The organism is Kiritimatiellaceae bacterium (assembly GCA_013141415.1).
GTDB lineage: Bacteria > Verrucomicrobiota > Kiritimatiellia > Kiritimatiellales > Tichowtungiaceae > Tichowtungia.
In genome coordinates this window covers 1-17,597 of sequence record JABFQY010000001.1, presented here as the reverse complement: position 1 = coordinate 17,597, position 17,597 = coordinate 1, and the positions used below count along the sequence as shown (strand labels likewise).

The following is a 17,597-nucleotide window of genomic DNA, read 5'->3' as shown; positions in this document are numbered from 1 at the left end:
CATCAGCCCTGTTCGGCAAGTATTCATCCCGGAAGCTATCCGTGTATCGCCTTTAAAAAGTCATCGTATTGAATGGCCGGTCGGCCTTCTTTAAGACGAAGAAACAGATCTTCATAAAAGGCGGTAACCCATTCCCAGTTGTAGTAGCTCTCGATGCGGGAGGTTACCCTCTCCCTGTAACCCTGCACCTTGTCGCCGTTTTCAACCAGTTCCTGCATGACCTCGACCAACGAATCTTCCAGCCGTTCTTTATCAAAAAAACAGCCGCAGTCACCAATAACCTCCATATTGACAATGGAGTTGCGCACCAGCACGCAGTTACCGAAGCCCATCTGATCCAGCAGTGCAGGCCGCGTTCCGTCGATGCCAGCCGGCTGCACATAGAAATACGCGTTTGCACTCAGCTGCGCATAATCATCTCCGAAAGCATACCCGGTGAAAATAATCCGCTCATCGCCGGCGGCCAGTTCGTACAGAGACTTTTTGAAGCCGTCGGCATACGGCGCATCGCCGACCACCACCAGTTTCTTTTCTGTCTTCAACCGTCTGAACGCCCGAATCAGCAGATCAATCGCGTTTTCAGGAACAAACCGCCCGACATAAAAAATATATTCTTCGGGACGAAGATTATATTTTTTTAAGGCATTAGGCATTAGGCTTTGGGCATTAGGTCTGTCACTACGTTCCTCAAACTTCTGTCCTCTGTCCTCTGACTTCTGCGCAAAATCCGGAATAAATCGCAGATTTTTCCGGATATTTGCGCCGTACGGAACAAATATAGTTTCGTGATTATATAACTCGCGATAGCGGGTCAGGATTCCCTTCGCGTCGGCTATCACGGCGTTAGCCGCTTTACAGGCGACACCTTCACACCACTTTTGATAGGTCTTCGCGAAACCAGACCACTTCCCACGCGCCCAGTCCTCGCCGTCCACATTGATCAGCGTCTTCGCTCCGGCCAGCCGGGGAATCCAGACCAGCGGACTGTTGCCGACGATGCAGTAATAAACAACGTCGTAACGGCAAAAAAGAGCGTGGAGCGTGGAAAGCGCCGTATGAACGATTGTGTCCAGATGTTTTGTCGGAATCGACGGCAAAGAAACAATCCGTACTCCCTTATATTCCTTCTTCACGTCCTTAATAAAATGAGAACGGTTATAGACCGTCACCTCATGACCGCGCTCCGCCAGACGAACAGCAAACTGTTCATAGAACTGCTCAAACCCGCTGTATCGTGCGGGAATACCTCTGGAACCGATTAATGCAATTTTCATACAACTTTTATATGGGTTATTCGATGTTGGTTGTCAGGCATTAACGCCGGATACCGCGGTCATAAGTTTTTTATAATACGGCCCGAACCCGAACTCCCGCTCAAACCGCTGACGTCCGGCCCGGCCCATCTTGCTGCGCAACGGCTCATCCGCCAATAATTTCGAAATGGCATCGGCCATAGCGTCGGGGTCGTTCGGCGGAATCAAAATTCCGGTTTCACCGTCGCCGATCTGTTCCGGTGTGCCTCCGATATTTGTGCCCACAACCGGCTTAGCGAACGCCATAGATTCAATCGTTGTTCCGCCGAACGGTTCCGGCGTGGCCGAGGCCATCACTGAAACATCCAGGGCGGCGTAGGCGGCTTTGATATCTTTAACCTCGCCGGTGAAAACAATTAAGTTACGAATCCCAAGATCATCAATCAGCCTGTTCAAGTTGTCCAAATGGTACTCGTTCCCGGGATAACAGGCTCCGATCATTAAAAAACGAACCTCGGGCCATTTGTCTTTCAGGCGGGCAATTGCTTTTACAAAAACATCCTGCCCTTTGCGCTGAAGAATAATCCGGCCGACAAGTCCGACCAGTAACCGGTTATTCAAATCAAACTTGTCTTTAAATCCTGCAATCCGTTCGGCCGGAACCGGATCAAATTCATCGAGCGGAAATCCGTCATGCACCGCCACGACTTTATTCCCGATTTTTCCCTTGGGAAACTGGGCGGCAATGGCATCAGACACGCAAATAATTTTCCCGGAGTATTTCAAAAGAAACTGCCGGTATAGTTTCCAGAAGAAGCCAAACCCGGCATAGCTCTCGCGAACATGACAGACATGCGGAATTCCGAGCTGTTTAGCGACAATCCCACCCGTCACAGACTGTGAAGTGTTTGAATATATGACACCCACGTCGTACTTGCGGCATATCGCCTTAAACGCCGAAACCGACCGCATGCATTCGACTATGAAGCGGCAAAAGGAAACAGGTGACTTGAAATACTTTTTCCGGATTGTCGGGTCGAGCGGAACGATCTCGACCGACACACCAATTTCCCTGAGAGCAGGAACTAAGGGCCCGTCTTCCGGTAGCACGACACAAACGGCATGTCCGTCAAGGATCTGCCGGAACGCCGTTCGCAGCAACATTCGCCCGGCACCATATAAATCCGATGTGCACTGGATATATAAAAATTTCATTTTGCTCAGAAGATGGAGGTGGTGGTTTTTGACTTTAAGCGCCTTTTTTAACAGCGGCGGAGTTCTTCGCGCGATGATAATCGCCGCGCGAAAGCCGTTTTTCCAGCCAACAGTAAAACACGATGAAGAGATAGCGGTTGCCCATCTCTTTGATCTTCAGCTTCGATTCACCTGCCTTGCGGTTGGTCTATAGTGTTCCGGAAGGAGAGTCCCATGAGCCGAGAACCGTACAAGACCTACGGCCGGGAGTTTAAGATCGAGGCGGTGCGTCTAACAGATCAGTCCGATAGGCCGGTCACCCAGATTGCCCGCGAGCCCGAATCCGTTGGGTGGAGCGTTGTTGACACCCGGCTTCTGATCACTCTCGCCGGAACTCCGGCAACAATTGAATAAGGTGGAACGTCTTTGGTAACCACCGCTCCGGTCGCCACAATGGAGCCTCGTCCGATCCGAACATTGGAAAGCACTGAGCAATTGGCACCCAGCCAGCAGTCATCTTCGATAATAATCGTGCCGCGAGACACACCCTGCTCTTTCATCGGCACATCCGTGCGCTCAAAATTATGGTTTTCAGCCAACAGGTTGACCCGCGGTCCCATCATCACATTATCGCCAAGTTCGATATAGCCAGAACAGCCGATATAGGAATAGGCCCCTATGTTGGAATGATCCCCCATTTTCAACCCTTCCCCGGCCTCATCCACCAGCACATTGGTCGGACGGATGGTTGCGAAACGGCCCATGGTACAGCGGTTTCCGAAAACTACTCCACGTTTTGATAAGCCAACGATTTCGCATCCTTCTTCCAGACTTAACGAGCGCCCGGCGCGAATGCAGCGGGGATAAAGCAAACGAACCTTTTTCTCGCACAGAACCAGTCCGGAAGTTTTTCCCAGCCGCAGGCGCACCAAAATGCCGCGCAGCAACCGGCACCCCAGCAGCCAGGCAAATCCAAGCCACTCCCGGGCCGTCCAGTCATTAAGTGTTTCGACATTCATTCCCTTGCGGGACGCGAAGAACCTGGCTATTTGTTTACGCATTTGACCCTCCGCTTTTCGACTGGTCTGCAATCTGCCGGTAAATGACCGAATAATGCTCGCACTTGTTTTCCCAGATATATCTAGCCGCGACTTCCCGCCGTCCGGCTTCACCCATCCGTCGAAGAAGGGTACGGTCGGCTGCCAGCTTTTTCATTGCCTGAGCCAACCGCTCAATCGTTTCTTCGTATCCGGCAGGCTCAACCCGGATGCCGGTTGCATCTGTTACCTGCGCGCCGGGACCGCCAAGATTCAGGCAAATAACCGCCTTGCCCATCGCCATAGCCTCCGGGCAGACCCATCCGCCGGAGTCATGCAGACTGGGATGTACCAGCACATGGGCGGAAGAGAGAATACGCAACCCCTCCTCCCGTTTCACCCATCCCTTAAAGGAAACCTTTTTCGTAATTCCGAGTTCCTCTGCCAGCAGCTCGATCCGTTTTCGTTCCGGCCCGTCACCAATGAACCAGTACTTCGCATTTTCTATACCGGCTCTCGCAAATGCACGCAGTCCCATCTCGAATCCCTTTAAAGCCAGCAGCCTTCCGGAACTCACAAACACCATCGGATTGGATTCCGGACTTCCCGGCACACAAGCCAGCCGGTCGAATTCATCGCGGCGAAGACCGGATTCCGGGTAGATTTCCACCCGCCGGGCTTTCAGTTTTTGGATTTTCCGAGCGGACTCCTTGGTTGTGGACAGAACGAATGAGGCACCGGCGATACTGGCGCGGACAAAAGGATCAAGCGGCACAAAGGTCCGAACCAGACGGCGCACCTTTTCATAAATCAACGGCCTCAAGGCGAAGCGGTTTTCAAATTTCATCGGCGCGAATTCCCCCCCGCCGACCGGACCGATCAGGTAAGGGATTCCAAGCATTGGGAAACTGGTCGGCATCCAGTAACGCACATACGTGACGTGATGACCGACATCAAAGACGCCGGCATATTTATTTTTCAACATACGCCCCGAAAAAATCTGCCATAAGTAATAATAGAGCTGGGCACCGCGCAGGCCGCGTTTCCACCACATGGCCCATTTGGGGAGATCGTAGTAAATAAACTGAACCGTGCTGCCGGCGGGAAGCCCTTTTTCGATCACGCCTCGGTTGTTAGCACGGGTGATAACGTGAACGTCGTGCAACCTGGACATCTGCAAAGCCATATTCCAGCCGACACCGGCTTCGGATCCTTTTCCGGGTTCACAGGCATATGCCGAAATCAGGACGCGAAGGCGTTTTGATTTCGGCGGGTTATTAGTTATTTGAGATTGGCTATTAGTGGGCATGAGAAATCCAGACAAGGGGTTAAACGGAAGGTGCTAGGTCTTTCTGCCTCTGGCAGATCCGCCTGCGGCAGAAAAGTTAACTATTGAAAGACGGAATTGCTGAAGCGGCTTGCCGGAAAGGCCACCGCGTTCTCCGGCCAACCAGGCATCCAATGCAGCAAGCTTTATCAGAGAACTGATGACGGAAGACGGATGACTGGGAACAGAAAACGGCTCAGTTGATGGTTGATAGTTGGTCGTTGTTGGGCAGTCCCTATCAACTGACAACTGGGAACTAAGAACATCCCGAGCATAAGCGGATGCCTGCGCGGCGGACCAGTGGTGCATGAAATAGGCCGTTTGCAGAATGTAATAAATAAAATCAAAATGAGGGAATCCTTCGGTCGTTCCTTCTTCCCAGTCAATCGCGCATAGTTCGGACGACTGATGACTGACAACAGACGATAGGCTGCCATCCTCCACCTTCAGTCTTCTGCCCTCGGAGATGCGCAACACGTTCCACGGTGTGAAATCACCATGTTGAATGACTAGCGGCCAGCGCTGCTCCCGCAGAGGCTCCAGCAAGCTGTCCAGTTGTTCGTTGATGGTTGATGGCTGGCGGGGGTCGCTTGCCACTTGCCACCCGCCACCCGCCACTTCTTTACGTATCCTCATAATAGCGGGATGGTCGTCCACACCAAATGTGACATCGGATATCCGGAGCCTTTCTAAATATTCCCTGACTGCCGACAGCTGATAACTGTCAACCGATGCAGGAAGCTTCGCTTCCGGCATCTTTCCGTCCACTGCGCTCATGGCAAAACAGGAGTAGGGTTCAGATTTCTCCACTCCCTGGAAACAGGGGCCGCATCCCGCAGGCAGTGACTGCAGAATCTCAGCCTCAGTTTCAATGCGCTGGCGCGCAAGAGGCTTTTCTCCGAATTTAACAAATCCGACCATCTTGCCGCCTTGATCCACCAGCTTGGCAACGAGCTTTTGCTTGGGATCAGAAGCTGCGCCGGCCACCAAGACCACCCGATCAGTTTGGGGAAACCAGTTGCGAAGCAGATCGGTCAGCTGCCCCCGTCGATCAGCACAGTCAACATATTCGTCTGCCGCAAGGATTCCGGTGGAAATGAAATAATCCGAAAACAGTGAATAGGCGATGGCCGACTGTTTGAAGCTGGGAAATGTGTGATTTAAGAACTTTGCCAGCCTGTACTTTGTACCGCCTGCATCTTTTCTGCTCTGCCGCAAAAACAGCCTCGGGAAAAAGGCCGCAGCTGTCCGGACAACCAGCTTCACAAGTCTGGCTCGAAAACGAAATGCCGGATAGAAAGCGGCACTGTCGCGCCAGCGCTGCCGCAGTGAGCGCGAAACGATCAGAATGCGCGGCGCAGCCCATGACGGCAAAGCCAGCACCTCATCACCTTTGTCGAAAAACAAAAACCAGCTTGTTTTTTGGGCGCTCATTTTTAGTCGCAAAGATGCTCGAAATGTCGGGAGATCGGTTCGCATGCCGTTTCAGTGCCGACAACTCAGTTGAAATCGGCGGTTACTTCTTTATTCTTTTTGCCGCCCGCTCTGAAAGTTGCTTCAAAACAACCGACTCCACTTCATCCACCACCTGATTCAGTGGCCGGTTGGTATCGATCACGTGGCCATAAGGCAACTGACAGGCAACCTTTTCATAAGCCAGCCGTTGCCGCTCCGTTTCCTCCGCTGAGACTTCTTGCTTCCGGGCCTGGATCACTTCCGTCGGGGCCGTCAGACAAAAAACCAGATCAGGTTTCGGCATAAAGCGGTACATGAACCAGGCCCACTTTTCCGATACATTCATCCGGTAGCGCTTCGAATCGACCATAAAATCGTAGTAGTAGCGGTCAATCATCACCAGCATATTGCGAAACAGGCGGGGTCGAACCCGCAACAGCCAGGCGGGAGGAATCTCGAGACTGTGCGCCAGAAAATAGAGAATATTCACCACCGGATTTCTTGCGGGCTTCCCGTGCGGATCGGTGCAGGGGATGCCAAAAGGAACGGCGGCATCTGCCATCTTTTTCATCAGGCGCGGTTTCCAATGAAGATGGTGCACATATTCTTCATAAAAGGTTCCGGCCAGACGTTTTTTCAGCGCCGTTCCGACGCTCGTCTTTCCGCAACCGTCGGGGCCCATCAGCACAATCGACAGGCCGGGAGTCCGCACCCAGCGGGCAATCAGTCGTCCCGCATCGCGGCAGATCTCCCCGGCGGTCTGCAAGGGTCTTTGACAGACAGATCTCAAAATCAAGATCCCCCTGATACGATGAACCTGCTTTTCTATCGCACCAAATTCCTTGCGCTCCACCTGCTGCCAAATTCGCAGTCCCAGCGGCCCCAGAACCATTTGAAGGCCGCGCTTTGTTTCTTCCGCCCGGGCAAGAAATACATCCCGGACCGGAAGTTTATATTTTTCCTTAACATACCCGCCGAAAACAAGCCGGGTCAGCAGATTCAAAATAGACTCATCCGCCGGAGACGGAATAGACATCCCGTTATACCGGATCGAACGATCCAGAACCTTCTCAGGCCGGAGCAGGTCGAATCCGCGCCATTTCAAATCGCGGAATAAATCCACATGGAACTGTTCTTTCGTCAGCGGATCATGAAAGAAAAGAGAGACCGGTGAAAACTCGGCCCGGTTGTGGAGAATCCCGCCTCGTTCATTCATCACCCGGATTAAAATCTGTTCCGCCACGCGAATCCGGACCGGATCAACCAGAAGGTCGAGGTCATTCCCTGTATCCGCCGGGAGTTTTTCGTAATTCCGCAAAACGACATATTTTATCCCTGCCGCCTCCCATGCACTGAAGAGCGCAGGAACCCATTTTTCTGATCTGCATGCCATATCTTTTCTTCGACTTTTTACACCGTCAGCGTCACGACAAGGAGCACGCTGTCAACGCCCCGTTATTTAAGAACGAATCCGGTCCTTCATCCGTATCCAGCCGGACTTCAACCGGTATAATTGCCGCAGACCGCCCAAAACAACCCGGGGCATCGGTCCCCAGAGAAGTCTGGCTCCGTATTTTTGCTGAACCTGAAGGCGCTCCTGCCTTCTTCGCTCCGCCAGCCGGACGCTCACATTATCGCCGGTCAGACGAAACGCTCCGAGCACGCACGGAAGATACTCAAATACATAGCCCAGCTTCCACAGCCGGGCATAAAATTCAAAATCCATCGTCACCCGGTAGCTGTCATCCAGAAAAATGCCCTCATTGAATATTTTCCCGTTATAAAACGTCGCAACAGAAACAATGTAACATCCGTAATAAATAAATATATTCCGGTCCGGCCGATGAGTCGGGCGCACCCGCAGAGGACTTCCATCCTCCCGTGTAAACATGGCCTGCCCGTACAACAATCCGGTTTCAGGTTTTTTGTCGAAAAAGTCCGAGACCGCCTGCAGGGTTCCTGGATAATAAAACTCATCTGCGTTCAGCCAGGCGCGGATTTCGCCGCTCGCCATGCGGAATCCCTTATTGATCGCATCGGTCTGTCCCTTGTCTTTCCCGCTGATCCATCTGAATGAATATTTCCCGTCCGGACTGACCGCCGAGCCTTCCATCGCCCGTTCGTCTGCCGGATCGGCCGCCATCCTCTGTCCGCAGTTTACCGCTCCCGTCCATTCCCGGAGAATATTCAGGGACTCATCGGTACTTCCGCCATCGAGCACAATATGCTCCACAGCGGGGCCGTTCTGGTCTCTCACACTGCGAATCGCCTCCAACAGGTATTTTCCACAATTCAGATTCGGTGTGATGATGGAGATTTTTTTGTTCATTCGTTACGCCAATTACAATGTTGAACCGATGACTGTTGCCGGGACCCCGCCAACGATCGAATGAGGAGGGACATCCTTCACGACAACAGCATTTGCGGCAACGATCGACCATTCCCCTACCCGGACATTTCCCAATATTTTTGCACCGGCTCCAACATACACGCCCTCTTCCAGAATCGGGAACTGATCTTCGCACGTTTCATCGCCAAGGTGAGGGTTCTTCCCGCCGAGAGTCACCTGCTGCATAAGGACTACATTATTGCCCAATCTGACGTACCGCCCCACGATAATGCCATAGGGGTGGGGCAGAAAAAGTTTTTCGGGAAGCGGGCAATAGATCTCTGTTCCGAAGATGACCTCCAAGGGACGGAACAGGATTTTGATCCCGTGCTTTTTCAAGAAAAAATAAAACAGCACCAACCGGGTGTTTCCAACCCATTTATTTCTGGGATACCTGTCATTTCTGTTCATACGATCGTCCAATCCGTGCCTGCCGGCGCCTCTGCTCACTTAACCATCCCGATTTTCCTGGCGGGATTGCCCGCCCAAATTTCCCCGTTCCCGACATTTTTTGTAACAACAGATCCCGCGCCAATAACCGCGTTATCGCCGATACTGACGCCTTTAAGAACCATGGCGTTGGTTCCAATAAAAACATTGTTCCCGATCGTAACCGGTCTGGACTGAACCAGCTTTGCGTCCTCACTGGTTCGCCACGCAGATGGATTCAATGAGTGAAAGTCGTGATCAAATATCCGGACGTTTCCGCCCATTATGGTGTTGCTGCCGATGGTTATTCTGGAACGGGAAGATATCACCACCGATGAAGCCCCGCTGCAGGATCCAATTTCAATAACCCCGTCGCCCAGAGTTTCTATCAATACGGGATTATTCAATCCCACTCTGTTTGTGCGGTGACTTGCATTGAGGTACATACTTTCCCCGATCACGATGGATCCCGCTGCCCGTGCTTTGAAATAGCAAGGGCCGCTTGTTTTGAGTCCCTTCCCCGGAGAACAGCCCTGCCACCATAGAGAAATCCGGCTGCACAGAGTTGAACTGCCGAAATCCAGCTTGATCCAAAGCAGATCCCATGCGGAGTAAAGTTTATTTCTAAGTGTTCGTTTCATACTGTCGTTTTCGGATTGTTAGTCAGGCGGTAAGGGTCGGGCGATGGATGCCGGGTGCCGTTAGGGTGACCCGTCTTTTGTAAAGACCTCCATCCGGATCTGATCTCCGTCCTTGTCTGGCTGTTTTTAGACGCTCCCTTCACCTGCTCGCTGATTACCTCAAGGATAGCGGCTAGCAACGCCATCTGAATAACGTCTCCAGAATAGCCGAAAACCGCCAGAAAAAAGATGAAATATGAAATCAGCACGGAATAGAAAACGGCATAGGCGGATCCCATAAATGGCGAATGGTTCCAGGTAAGCCTCCGGCCATAGCGGATAATGGCTGTCACCATAAACCCAAACACCAGAAAAGCGCCTGGCGCCCCCAAGTCAACCAAGGCCCAAAGCGGGCCGTTATGATAGCTGTGCGTGGCGATAAAAAACTCATGCTTCGTAGTTGTATCGGATGCCAAAGTATACGCGCCATAGGCTTCTTTCAGGTTAAATCCCGACCCGCGACCGATCAACAGATATTCCGGAATCATCGGCAGCGCCTTGCGCCACATCTCAATGCGCCAGTCAGATGTATTCTGCGCGTCTCCTCTGGCAACACCCCCTACTGTAATTCCCGGCAGAACGCTCAGTGACCGCTGGAATCCAAGCGGCAGAAACTGGGCAAAAGCATAAATTGAAGCCAGCAAACAAAGGCCCGCAACGGCCCCCTTCAGCTTCACTGCCTGAGGAATTTTCCGCCATCGTATCACTGCATAAATTGCCACCAGCAACCCCATCTTAACGATTACAACGCGATGGCCGGACATTCCCGCCAGCACAAAGGAGCCCGCTCCCACTCCGAGCACTTTCCAGGAAACTTTAAGATTCCGATCGAACAGCAGCAGAGCGAAGTAGCTAAGCACGGTCGCCGGCATATGCAGAGATTGAACCCGCTTAATCCCAGCCCCGATCGCAGACGGATCAAACTGCGTCGATTTTTCAATTTCAATAAACGCCCCGAGTGCAGACAACGCCGGAATATAAAGGGCGAGCAACGTAATCGTTGTAGGCAGAAGCGCTAAACCGAAATAAAGCATAATCGCCCGGGAAAGCCATTTCTCACCGACTTTCACTTGTCTGGAGTAAAAGAAAAATAGGAGCCCGACCATCAACTGAATGTATTGCATCCCGCCCCAGTTGGCGCTTCCCAAAAACTTCAGCCCCCAGCCGCGATACGAAGCAAGACACACCAATAAAAGAACCAGCGCCCCCGCCATTCGTTGGGGCGAACCCAGAGTCCTCAATTTGGTTCCGTGAGAAATACGGTCCAGCAGTGAAAGCCCGATAAAGCCAGCACTGGCAAGAAGAGGGGCGGCGAGCTTTGTCGCAGCGCCCGGAATTACCAGCCCGCTATTGGAGAGCATTACCGCCACCAGCCACCATTTACCTGGGGAATGCGCCAAGGTCAGAAGCGGAATCAAAGCGGCCGCTACACCGGCATGAATAAACTGTCCCTTGCTGACGAAATAAAGGATCGCCCCAAAAAAAACCAAAACAAAGCCCCAGATGGTTAACATCTGGCTGTTGGGAGGATTATTCATAGGTATCTTTGGATTGATTGTTTGGAGTCCGTCATTAAGCTTTAATGCGTAGCATTCGCCGCGCTTTCCCAATACTTATCTGTATAGCACGCCATCAGCTGTGCCCAGACTGTTTCGCGGCTCAAGTCGTGCCGCACCTGCCCGATGCACTGCTTCATCCGTCCAGGACCATCCCACGGCCGACCAGCCAGCACGTTCCGCAAACTCTCGGTTAGCGCCGGAATATCGCCGGTTGGAGCCAATGACCCATATTGATAATGCCCGATCAATTCCTGCGGCCCGGAATTATTATAGCAGACCGGCCAAAGTCCCATGGATAAAGCCTCTTTCAACGCTGTCGGACCGGTATCCATGTACGTTGGCAGAAGGAAAACCGGGCTTTCCTGAAACAGCTTTATAATTTCTACCGGATTCAACGTGCCGCACATTTTGACGCGCGCTTCAACCCCAAGCTCCCGTATCAGGTCGCGGACTTCCTGTTCGTACTCGATCTTGCCCCGTCCAATGCAAATCAGATTCCAATCATTGGACGAAGCACCGGCGAATGCGCGAACGGCATCTTTAATGCCTTTCCGATCCGTTAACGCGCCAAGAAAAACAATCTGGGGTTTCTTTTTCTGTCCGGCATCAATCTGCAGGAAGTCATCCCGTAAAGGATGGGGGATAACGCCAACCCCGCCCCGGGTATATTTTTTGGTCTCCTGTGCCGAATATTCACTTTCAGCCAGCAGACGGGGTGCTTTCCGTAACGTGATCCGCTCATTCAAAATACTAAACCATAACATCAGAGATTTCTGCATATGCGGATAATAGTCAGAAAGGATGCCCTGAATTTCAACGATACTCCGGTTCGGCGTCAGCCGTAATGCCGCCGAGCTGAATCCGGCTTCGGTGCCCCATCCCTGCACCCAATCCGGGCTGATCTTTTCATATACGCGCCGAAACCCCGGCAGCCAGGTCTGGAAGAATGTATAGGCCGCTCCGCGGACATACGGGAACAGATGAAATGTCACGCCTCTATATTCGACCTCAAGCGGCGCGGAGATGTTCTTCGCCGGACAGGCAATATGCAACTCCACTCCCTCCGGCGGAGGCAGATGACCCATTACCCAGGACCAGGCGGCATACGCCCCAACGTTTTTGCCGTCAAGCGCCACTGTTTGCACTTCCTGCGGCACACCACATAACCAGAGAACCTTCATTGTTTATCGATTCCTTGCAGTCGACAGTAACACGTCAATTTGCCGGATAACGGCTCCAGAAGAAATACGTTCCCGCCAGATATGAGCAATCGCTGCCGCATCGCGCTCGCCGAACTTCCAGGCATCCAGCTCAGCCAACACCGCATCGGCCAGCGCGTCCGGATTGTTTTCAGCCAGCCGCCCCGAAAAATTCCCGTCGATAAAATAAGGCAGCGATGGCAAACAGGGCGACTTGGGCGCAACAATAGAGCAGCCACACAAAAGCGCCTCGCCGGAGGCGATATGGAAACTCTCATACCGCGAAGTACAAAGTGATATCTGCGCCCGGCTCATCTGCTCGCACAATTCATCGTGCTCAAGCCGTTCATAACCAACTACCCGGTTTTTAGCTTCCGGCACATTGGCCGCGATCTCCGCTGCGCACCGGCCGGAATCTTTCCCAGCAATTACAAACCGGACGGTCGAATTTTTCGCCAGCACTTTTGCCGCAACTTCAATCAAGACATCAGGACGTTTTTGAACAAAATCATCCCACCTGCCCACAGCGACCACCTGTTCCTGTTTTGCAGAGCTGGCGTAGTGCATGGTTTGATCAATCGGATGGGGAACAAAGTGAACCTTTTTGGCGATATCGTTCCGGCCGAGAAACCGGGCATATTTTCGAACCCTCTCTGCGGCGATCGGCGAAACCACTCCGATGGCATCTGCGCAATCCATGTGCCGCAACCGGGAAAAATGTTTATGAAGTCCGATACACTGCCAGCCCAGCCGGCAAAGAGTGTTCATTGTCCCGAACAATACGCCCCGTTTCTGCCGTTGAACAGCCCACATCATCCGGACATAAGCGACCGACTCAACAAACGGGCTGATTAACCCTTCCATATCCATGTTCAAGTAGAGCTTTAATCCACTCGCACGGATTGCTTCGGCAATTGATGTATATCGAGGATGTGCCCAGGAATACAGAATGACGGCGTCAACCCCCTGCTCCCGCCAGAATCCGGGGTCACTTAACCGGCCATAAGGTGCGCGTAAGACATCCGGCTCATCGTCCCAAACCGGCTCAGGCATCACGACCTTAGCGCTGGCTCCCAGCGCTTGCAGTGCGCGGCAACACAACCCTGAATCCCGGCTGAAAAAAGTTTTTTCATCCCCGCGAAACGCCACCGGGGTACAGGTGATCCAGTTTTTATAATTCACTTTTTGATTCCGTCTTTTCGGTGAATATTATGTATAAAAACAGACCAAGCGTGATTGCTCCGGTAATTCCGCAAAGCATAAACTTTATCCACAATGCTGCCACGTTGAGCCTGATCCAAAGCATAAGTAAAGTCATAAAGAGCGCCCAGAAAAACGGTTTCACAAGAACCCTGAATTGCGAGGAGACGGTTATCAGACTCTTCATGCCAACGACTCTCATATGAAGCAGGCAAGACACCCCGCAACCGAGAATCAACCCTGCAAACATTCCGGGGAGTCCTGCAACCAATCCGATGGAGACAAAAACTACCTGCAGAATCGCATAAATAATATTTTGCCGGAACAATTCAGCAACAGCCCCCTTGGCTCTCAGCGCCTCCTGATTAATCAGAAAGAAAAGATACAACCCGCTCATTACACATCCGGCCCGAAAATACCAAATCGAAGGCAGCCACTTCGCCCCCAGAACAACCTCTATGATTTCCGGGGCACAGACCGCCAATCCCGTCAACAAAAGAGAACAAAAAGGAATGACCACCTGAAGAAAGTCCAAATACACACTCCTGAATTCATCGTCCCGGTGTTGCAGTTTGGACAATAGCGTCAAATTGGTTCTAAAAAAAATACATTGAACGAATGTCGCCGCATTCCCGGGAATGAACCGTCCGCGGTCATAAAACCCCAATGGAGTCATGCCCACATACCGAGCCCCCAGTGCATTGATTAATTGTTCAGAAAATCCACGGATTGTTTGAGAAACCATGAGCGGGAGCCCGAAAGAATAGAGATCTTTGACCGCACGCCATGCGGGCAAACCGGACGGTCTCCAGAACTCAATCCTCCACAAGGCGACGGCTCTCGTCAGTGAAAAAACCAACTGCTGACCCAATATAGCCCAGACTCCTGCGCCGGCAAAAGCCAGAATAAGCCCCGCAATACTTCCCGCCAGCACGGAAATAACGACTACTAAAGAAAACTTCTTAAACTGCAGTTCCCGAATCAACCTCGAGTCCTGAACTCGCCCAGCGTTCATCAAGAACACCACCACAGCCATAACCATCACAACAGGCTGCAGCTTAGGGTCGCCATAGAACAGGGCGATTGCTTGGGAAAAAACAACCAGCAGTCCACAGGTCAACAGCGACATCCCGGCGTTACACCAGAAAAAGGCAAGATAGTCCTCTTCCAGAATTTCTTTCTTCTGCACAATACGCGATCCGATTCCGCCGTCAATCAGCTGTTGCGCCACTGCAAAAAAAATAGAAACCGACGCGATCAGCCCAAAAGCTTCCGGATCCAGCATACGAGCCAGCACCAAACTGACAACCATGGTCAGTCCGCGCTGAAGGAGTTGTTCAGCGGCACCCCACAGCCACCCCTTACGAGCTTTCAGATTAAAATGTCCAGATGAAGGCTCGGAAGTCGCGTTCAAGAGATCTGATGTTTTTATATGGCTCATGACAACTTTCGTTGCGTTTAACAACACTTGAGATGTTGTCGTAGAATGAGTAACAGAAACACGACCAACCGGGTTCTTGAGACTCGGCGCCAGTTGATCGCGAAATGCTGCGAAACGGAAAGTCTGTTTGAGACCGGAGAAATAAAAGTTGCCGAGCCGTACTTTGGGGCCCGGCGGAGTATTTCTCCACGAAAGAGCCCCTATAATTTAAGGCTCATGCTTCCACGCCCTCTACGCTCATCGGGCTGCGCCCCTCGATGATCGCCCTTGCTATGGCTGCACAGCGCGCTCCGTACGAATCGAAGCTACGCCCCTGCATTTTCATAAATGCTCGCTCCCCCGCAACACGGACGGCATCCGGATTCGCACGACACCACACAAGTCGCTCAGCGAGCTGATCCGTATTGCGCGCCGGAATCACCCACCCCTCGGCCCCGTCCGAACACACATCTGTTAGTCCCGTCTCTTCCGTGATAATCAAGGGAAGCCCTGACGCCATAGCCTCCAGACCGGACCGGACAAACCCTTCCAAAAGTGATGGCAATACGTAAACATCAGAGCCAGCGTAGATATCCATGAGCTGCCGATGTTTTACGGGGCCGATGAACCTGATATTGTCCGGCATTTTTGGACAAATCCGTTCCCATGGAAGAGCCCCCCCGCCGCAAATCAACAGCTCCGCATCTTCAAGGGACGCCTGCTCCCAGGCTTTAATTAAATATTGTATCCCCTTGCGCGGGGTAATATGTGCTGTACATACAAAGGTCATCGTTCTCCGGTCATGCTTCCGGTTTTTAAAGGCCTCTTCCCACCGACGGCTGTCAACACCGGTATGGTTCACAAATATTTTCTCTGAAGGAACCCCTCTTCCCACCAGAGTTTTTTTTACAAAACGACTGCCCACATTAAACCAATCGGCATACGCATACTCTTCCTCCGCCTTTTGGGTCCACCTACGAATGTGTTTCTCGTGAAACTCCAAACCTAGTGCCTCATATTCGGGTTTAAGGTCTTCACAAAACCGGCGCATGTGGGCTATCGGATTATCCAATACGACAGGGATCCCTTTCTTTTTGGCTCTTCGGATAAGAAGTGTGTTCATTTCAACATACGCCCAAACAAGTCTCGAATTAAGCCGCCGTGTCCCTGAGAAAAGATCAAAGAGATTCATGCTTAGATGCAACAGCCATTCTCTACGCAATACAAAAGCGTAAAGCATGCGCGCTATGAATGAGAACCAGGAAAAAGACCGCTTTGTCACTTCTCCGCGGCGAGGCGGGACATGATGATCTCCGACCCAATGGACGGATAACCCGGCGGACTCAAAACCCCGCCATTGCTCCGGGCTCCGAAAGACATTCCAAACCGCCAACAGAACATCATATTGGCCTCCCCTCCTGCGTTTTCGCGGGCCGTCGGCCTTTTCCAAAAAAATCACTTTTAAAAATCGGGCAGCCAAGTTCATAAGTCCAATCGAACCTCCATACGGAAATCACAGGATGTTAAGCTTATTTCCAAGCAAAGTATCGTACGTTTCAGGCACAAAGACATCCAGGCCGCCGCCATGATGCAACGTGATTTCTCCGTAATATAAGGCGCCGTCAACATCGTAGAAATCCACTCGAACATATTTGAAATGCCGAGCGATTTCAGACCCGACTTCCACCATTCGCTGGAATGTAGGCGGAGGCGGGATATCTTCACCGCGCACATCAGCATTTTTTTTCGCCGCATTCACCCAGGAAAAATGGAGCGGGTTCCACGTCGCATCATAGATGTTCCGCGTATTTTCCCCTTCGCGATCAATCGAACAGTAGACGAACTCCAGTTTCCCGTTAAAAAAATTGAGCTTGTAATCGTTCGGGAGCTTCCCGTCGCGCGTTAGAAGCAGTTTTTCGATCATGATGCATGGCTTGATGTTCTTGTATTGCCACTGATTGGATAAATAATAATAGTTGGTGTGCATCCACTTCTTGCAGTTGTTCCGTAACTGCGCAAAGTCGATTTTGTTTTTATCACGGACAATCTGGTACCAGCCGCTACCGCTATTGGATTTGATGACGCAAGGACAATCCGGAATGTTCTCGTATTTTATGTCCCTCCAGTCCGTTGTTCGGTATAAGAGAGGAATCAATCCCTCTTCGCCAAAGTTCTCGGCGAAATACTCCCGGACGGCATATTTGTCGGCGCAAGTTGTATGGAAATCTTGTCGGTCATACAGCATTAACCAAATCATTTTTTCGTTTAACGTGACCGGTGCATCCAGATTCAGCGGTCGACCAAATATCCGTTGGAAGTTTTTTCTCAGTGGTCGGTCGCCGGGAAAAATCATTCGCGGCAAAACACCGTATAGGAAAATCCGGAATTTGATATACGGCACTGAATTTTTCACTTTATCCATTATGTATGACATATCAGCTCCTTAAGATTGTAG

15 protein-coding genes are annotated in these 17,597 nt (G+C 51.7%); all 15 read right to left on the bottom strand.

Translation table 11 applies throughout. The features are described 5' to 3' along the window. Positions 1 to 35: 35 nt before the first annotated feature. The 15 genes from HOO88_00075 to HOO88_00005 all read right to left on the bottom strand — a co-directional run bounded on the left by HOO88_00075 (position 36) and on the right by HOO88_00005 (position 17,399). Positions 36 to 1,274 carry a DUF1972 domain-containing protein gene (locus tag HOO88_00075; protein ID NOU35164.1) on the bottom strand — a complete coding sequence of 413 codons (1,239 nt, stop codon included), beginning with the start codon at positions 1,272 to 1,274 and terminating at the stop codon, positions 36 to 38. A 33-nt stretch (positions 1,275 to 1,307) separates the two neighbouring features. Beyond that, the gene (locus tag HOO88_00070) at positions 1,308 to 2,417 is read right to left on the bottom strand and encodes a glycosyltransferase (protein ID NOU35163.1); all 1,110 of its coding nucleotides are present in this window, start codon (positions 2,415 to 2,417) and stop codon (positions 1,308 to 1,310) included. Positions 2,418 to 2,746: 329 nt separating this feature from the next. After that, positions 2,747 to 3,508: an acyltransferase gene (locus HOO88_00065; GenBank protein ID NOU35162.1), complete on the bottom strand. Its 762-nt coding sequence runs from the start codon at positions 3,506 to 3,508 to the stop codon at positions 2,747 to 2,749. Beyond that, complete coding sequence (locus tag HOO88_00060) at positions 3,501 to 4,793, bottom strand: glycosyltransferase (GenBank protein ID NOU35161.1); 1,293 nt, start codon at positions 4,791 to 4,793, stop codon at positions 3,501 to 3,503. Before HOO88_00060 ends, HOO88_00065 begins: the two co-directional genes overlap by 8 nt. Before the next feature lie 33 nt (positions 4,794 to 4,826). Next, positions 4,827 to 6,290: a phosphotransferase gene (locus tag HOO88_00055; GenBank protein NOU35160.1), complete on the bottom strand. Its 1,464-nt coding sequence runs from the start codon at positions 6,288 to 6,290 to the stop codon at positions 4,827 to 4,829. 37 nt (positions 6,291 to 6,327) lie between these two features. Beyond that, entirely contained in the window at positions 6,328 to 7,659 is a 1,332-nt protein-coding gene (locus tag HOO88_00050) for a hypothetical protein (GenBank protein ID NOU35159.1), read from the bottom strand. 66 nt (positions 7,660 to 7,725) lie between these two features. Next, positions 7,726 to 8,595: a glycosyltransferase gene (locus HOO88_00045; protein NOU35158.1), complete on the bottom strand. Its 870-nt coding sequence runs from the start codon at positions 8,593 to 8,595 to the stop codon at positions 7,726 to 7,728. A 12-nt stretch (positions 8,596 to 8,607) separates the two neighbouring features. Beyond that, positions 8,608 to 9,066, bottom strand: a complete 459-nt coding sequence (locus tag HOO88_00040; GenBank protein ID NOU35157.1) for a serine acetyltransferase — start codon at positions 9,064 to 9,066, stop codon at positions 8,608 to 8,610. 35 nt (positions 9,067 to 9,101) lie between these two features. After that, positions 9,102 to 9,725: an acyltransferase gene (locus HOO88_00035; GenBank protein ID NOU35156.1), complete on the bottom strand. Its 624-nt coding sequence runs from the start codon at positions 9,723 to 9,725 to the stop codon at positions 9,102 to 9,104. After that, positions 9,722 to 11,302: an O-antigen ligase family protein gene (locus HOO88_00030; protein ID NOU35155.1), complete on the bottom strand. Its 1,581-nt coding sequence runs from the start codon at positions 11,300 to 11,302 to the stop codon at positions 9,722 to 9,724. Before HOO88_00030 ends, HOO88_00035 begins: the two co-directional genes overlap by 4 nt. Positions 11,303 to 11,343: 41 nt before the next feature. Continuing rightward, positions 11,344 to 12,504, bottom strand: a complete 1,161-nt coding sequence (locus HOO88_00025; protein ID NOU35154.1) for a glycosyltransferase — start codon at positions 12,502 to 12,504, stop codon at positions 11,344 to 11,346. 3 nt (positions 12,505 to 12,507) lie between these two features. Beyond that, the gene (locus tag HOO88_00020) at positions 12,508 to 13,704 is read right to left on the bottom strand and encodes a glycosyltransferase (protein NOU35153.1); all 1,197 of its coding nucleotides are present in this window, start codon (positions 13,702 to 13,704) and stop codon (positions 12,508 to 12,510) included. Continuing rightward, positions 13,694 to 15,163, bottom strand: coding sequence for a lipopolysaccharide biosynthesis protein (locus HOO88_00015; GenBank protein ID NOU35152.1), 1,470 nt, complete (start codon positions 15,161 to 15,163; stop codon positions 13,694 to 13,696). Before HOO88_00015 ends, HOO88_00020 begins: the two co-directional genes overlap by 11 nt. Before the next feature lie 214 nt (positions 15,164 to 15,377). After that, positions 15,378 to 16,628 (bottom strand): glycosyltransferase family 4 protein, encoded by a 1,251-nt coding sequence (locus HOO88_00010; protein NOU35151.1) that lies wholly within the window; start codon positions 16,626 to 16,628, stop codon positions 15,378 to 15,380. Positions 16,629 to 16,655: 27 nt separating this feature from the next. Further along, positions 16,656 to 17,399, bottom strand: a complete 744-nt coding sequence (locus tag HOO88_00005) for a hypothetical protein (protein ID NOU35150.1) — start codon at positions 17,397 to 17,399, stop codon at positions 16,656 to 16,658. Between the last annotated feature and the right edge of the window lie 198 nt (positions 17,400 to 17,597).

What these genes read in the sequence shown, in the direction of transcription:
- HOO88_00055 (NOU35160.1), bottom strand. Translation starts at nt 6,290, where the DNA reads ATGCGAACCGATCTCCCGACATTTCGAGCATCTTTGCGACTAAAAATG.
- HOO88_00045 (NOU35158.1), bottom strand. Translation starts at nt 8,595, where the DNA reads ATGAACAAAAAAATCTCCATCATCACACCGAATCTGAATTGTGGAAAA.
- HOO88_00060 (NOU35161.1), bottom strand. Translation starts at nt 4,793, where the DNA reads ATGCCCACTAATAGCCAATCTCAAATAACTAATAACCCGCCGAAATCA.
- HOO88_00075 (NOU35164.1), bottom strand. Translation starts at nt 1,274, where the DNA reads ATGAAAATTGCATTAATCGGTTCCAGAGGTATTCCCGCACGATACAGC.
- HOO88_00005 (NOU35150.1), bottom strand. Translation starts at nt 17,399, where the DNA reads ATGATTTGGTTAATGCTGTATGACCGACAAGATTTCCATACAACTTGC.
- HOO88_00035 (NOU35156.1), bottom strand. Translation starts at nt 9,725, where the DNA reads ATGAAACGAACACTTAGAAATAAACTTTACTCCGCATGGGATCTGCTT.
- HOO88_00070 (NOU35163.1), bottom strand. Translation starts at nt 2,417, where the DNA reads ATGTTGCTGCGAACGGCGTTCCGGCAGATCCTTGACGGACATGCCGTT.
- HOO88_00010 (NOU35151.1), bottom strand. Translation starts at nt 16,628, where the DNA reads ATGAACTTGGCTGCCCGATTTTTAAAAGTGATTTTTTTGGAAAAGGCC.
- HOO88_00050 (NOU35159.1), bottom strand. Translation starts at nt 7,659, where the DNA reads ATGGCATGCAGATCAGAAAAATGGGTTCCTGCGCTCTTCAGTGCATGG.
- HOO88_00065 (NOU35162.1), bottom strand. Translation starts at nt 3,508, where the DNA reads ATGCGTAAACAAATAGCCAGGTTCTTCGCGTCCCGCAAGGGAATGAAT.
- HOO88_00040 (NOU35157.1), bottom strand. Translation starts at nt 9,066, where the DNA reads ATGAACAGAAATGACAGGTATCCCAGAAATAAATGGGTTGGAAACACC.
- HOO88_00030 (NOU35155.1), bottom strand. Translation starts at nt 11,302, where the DNA reads ATGAATAATCCTCCCAACAGCCAGATGTTAACCATCTGGGGCTTTGTT.
- HOO88_00015 (NOU35152.1), bottom strand. Translation starts at nt 15,163, where the DNA reads ATGAGCCATATAAAAACATCAGATCTCTTGAACGCGACTTCCGAGCCT.
- HOO88_00025 (NOU35154.1), bottom strand. Translation starts at nt 12,504, where the DNA reads ATGAAGGTTCTCTGGTTATGTGGTGTGCCGCAGGAAGTGCAAACAGTG.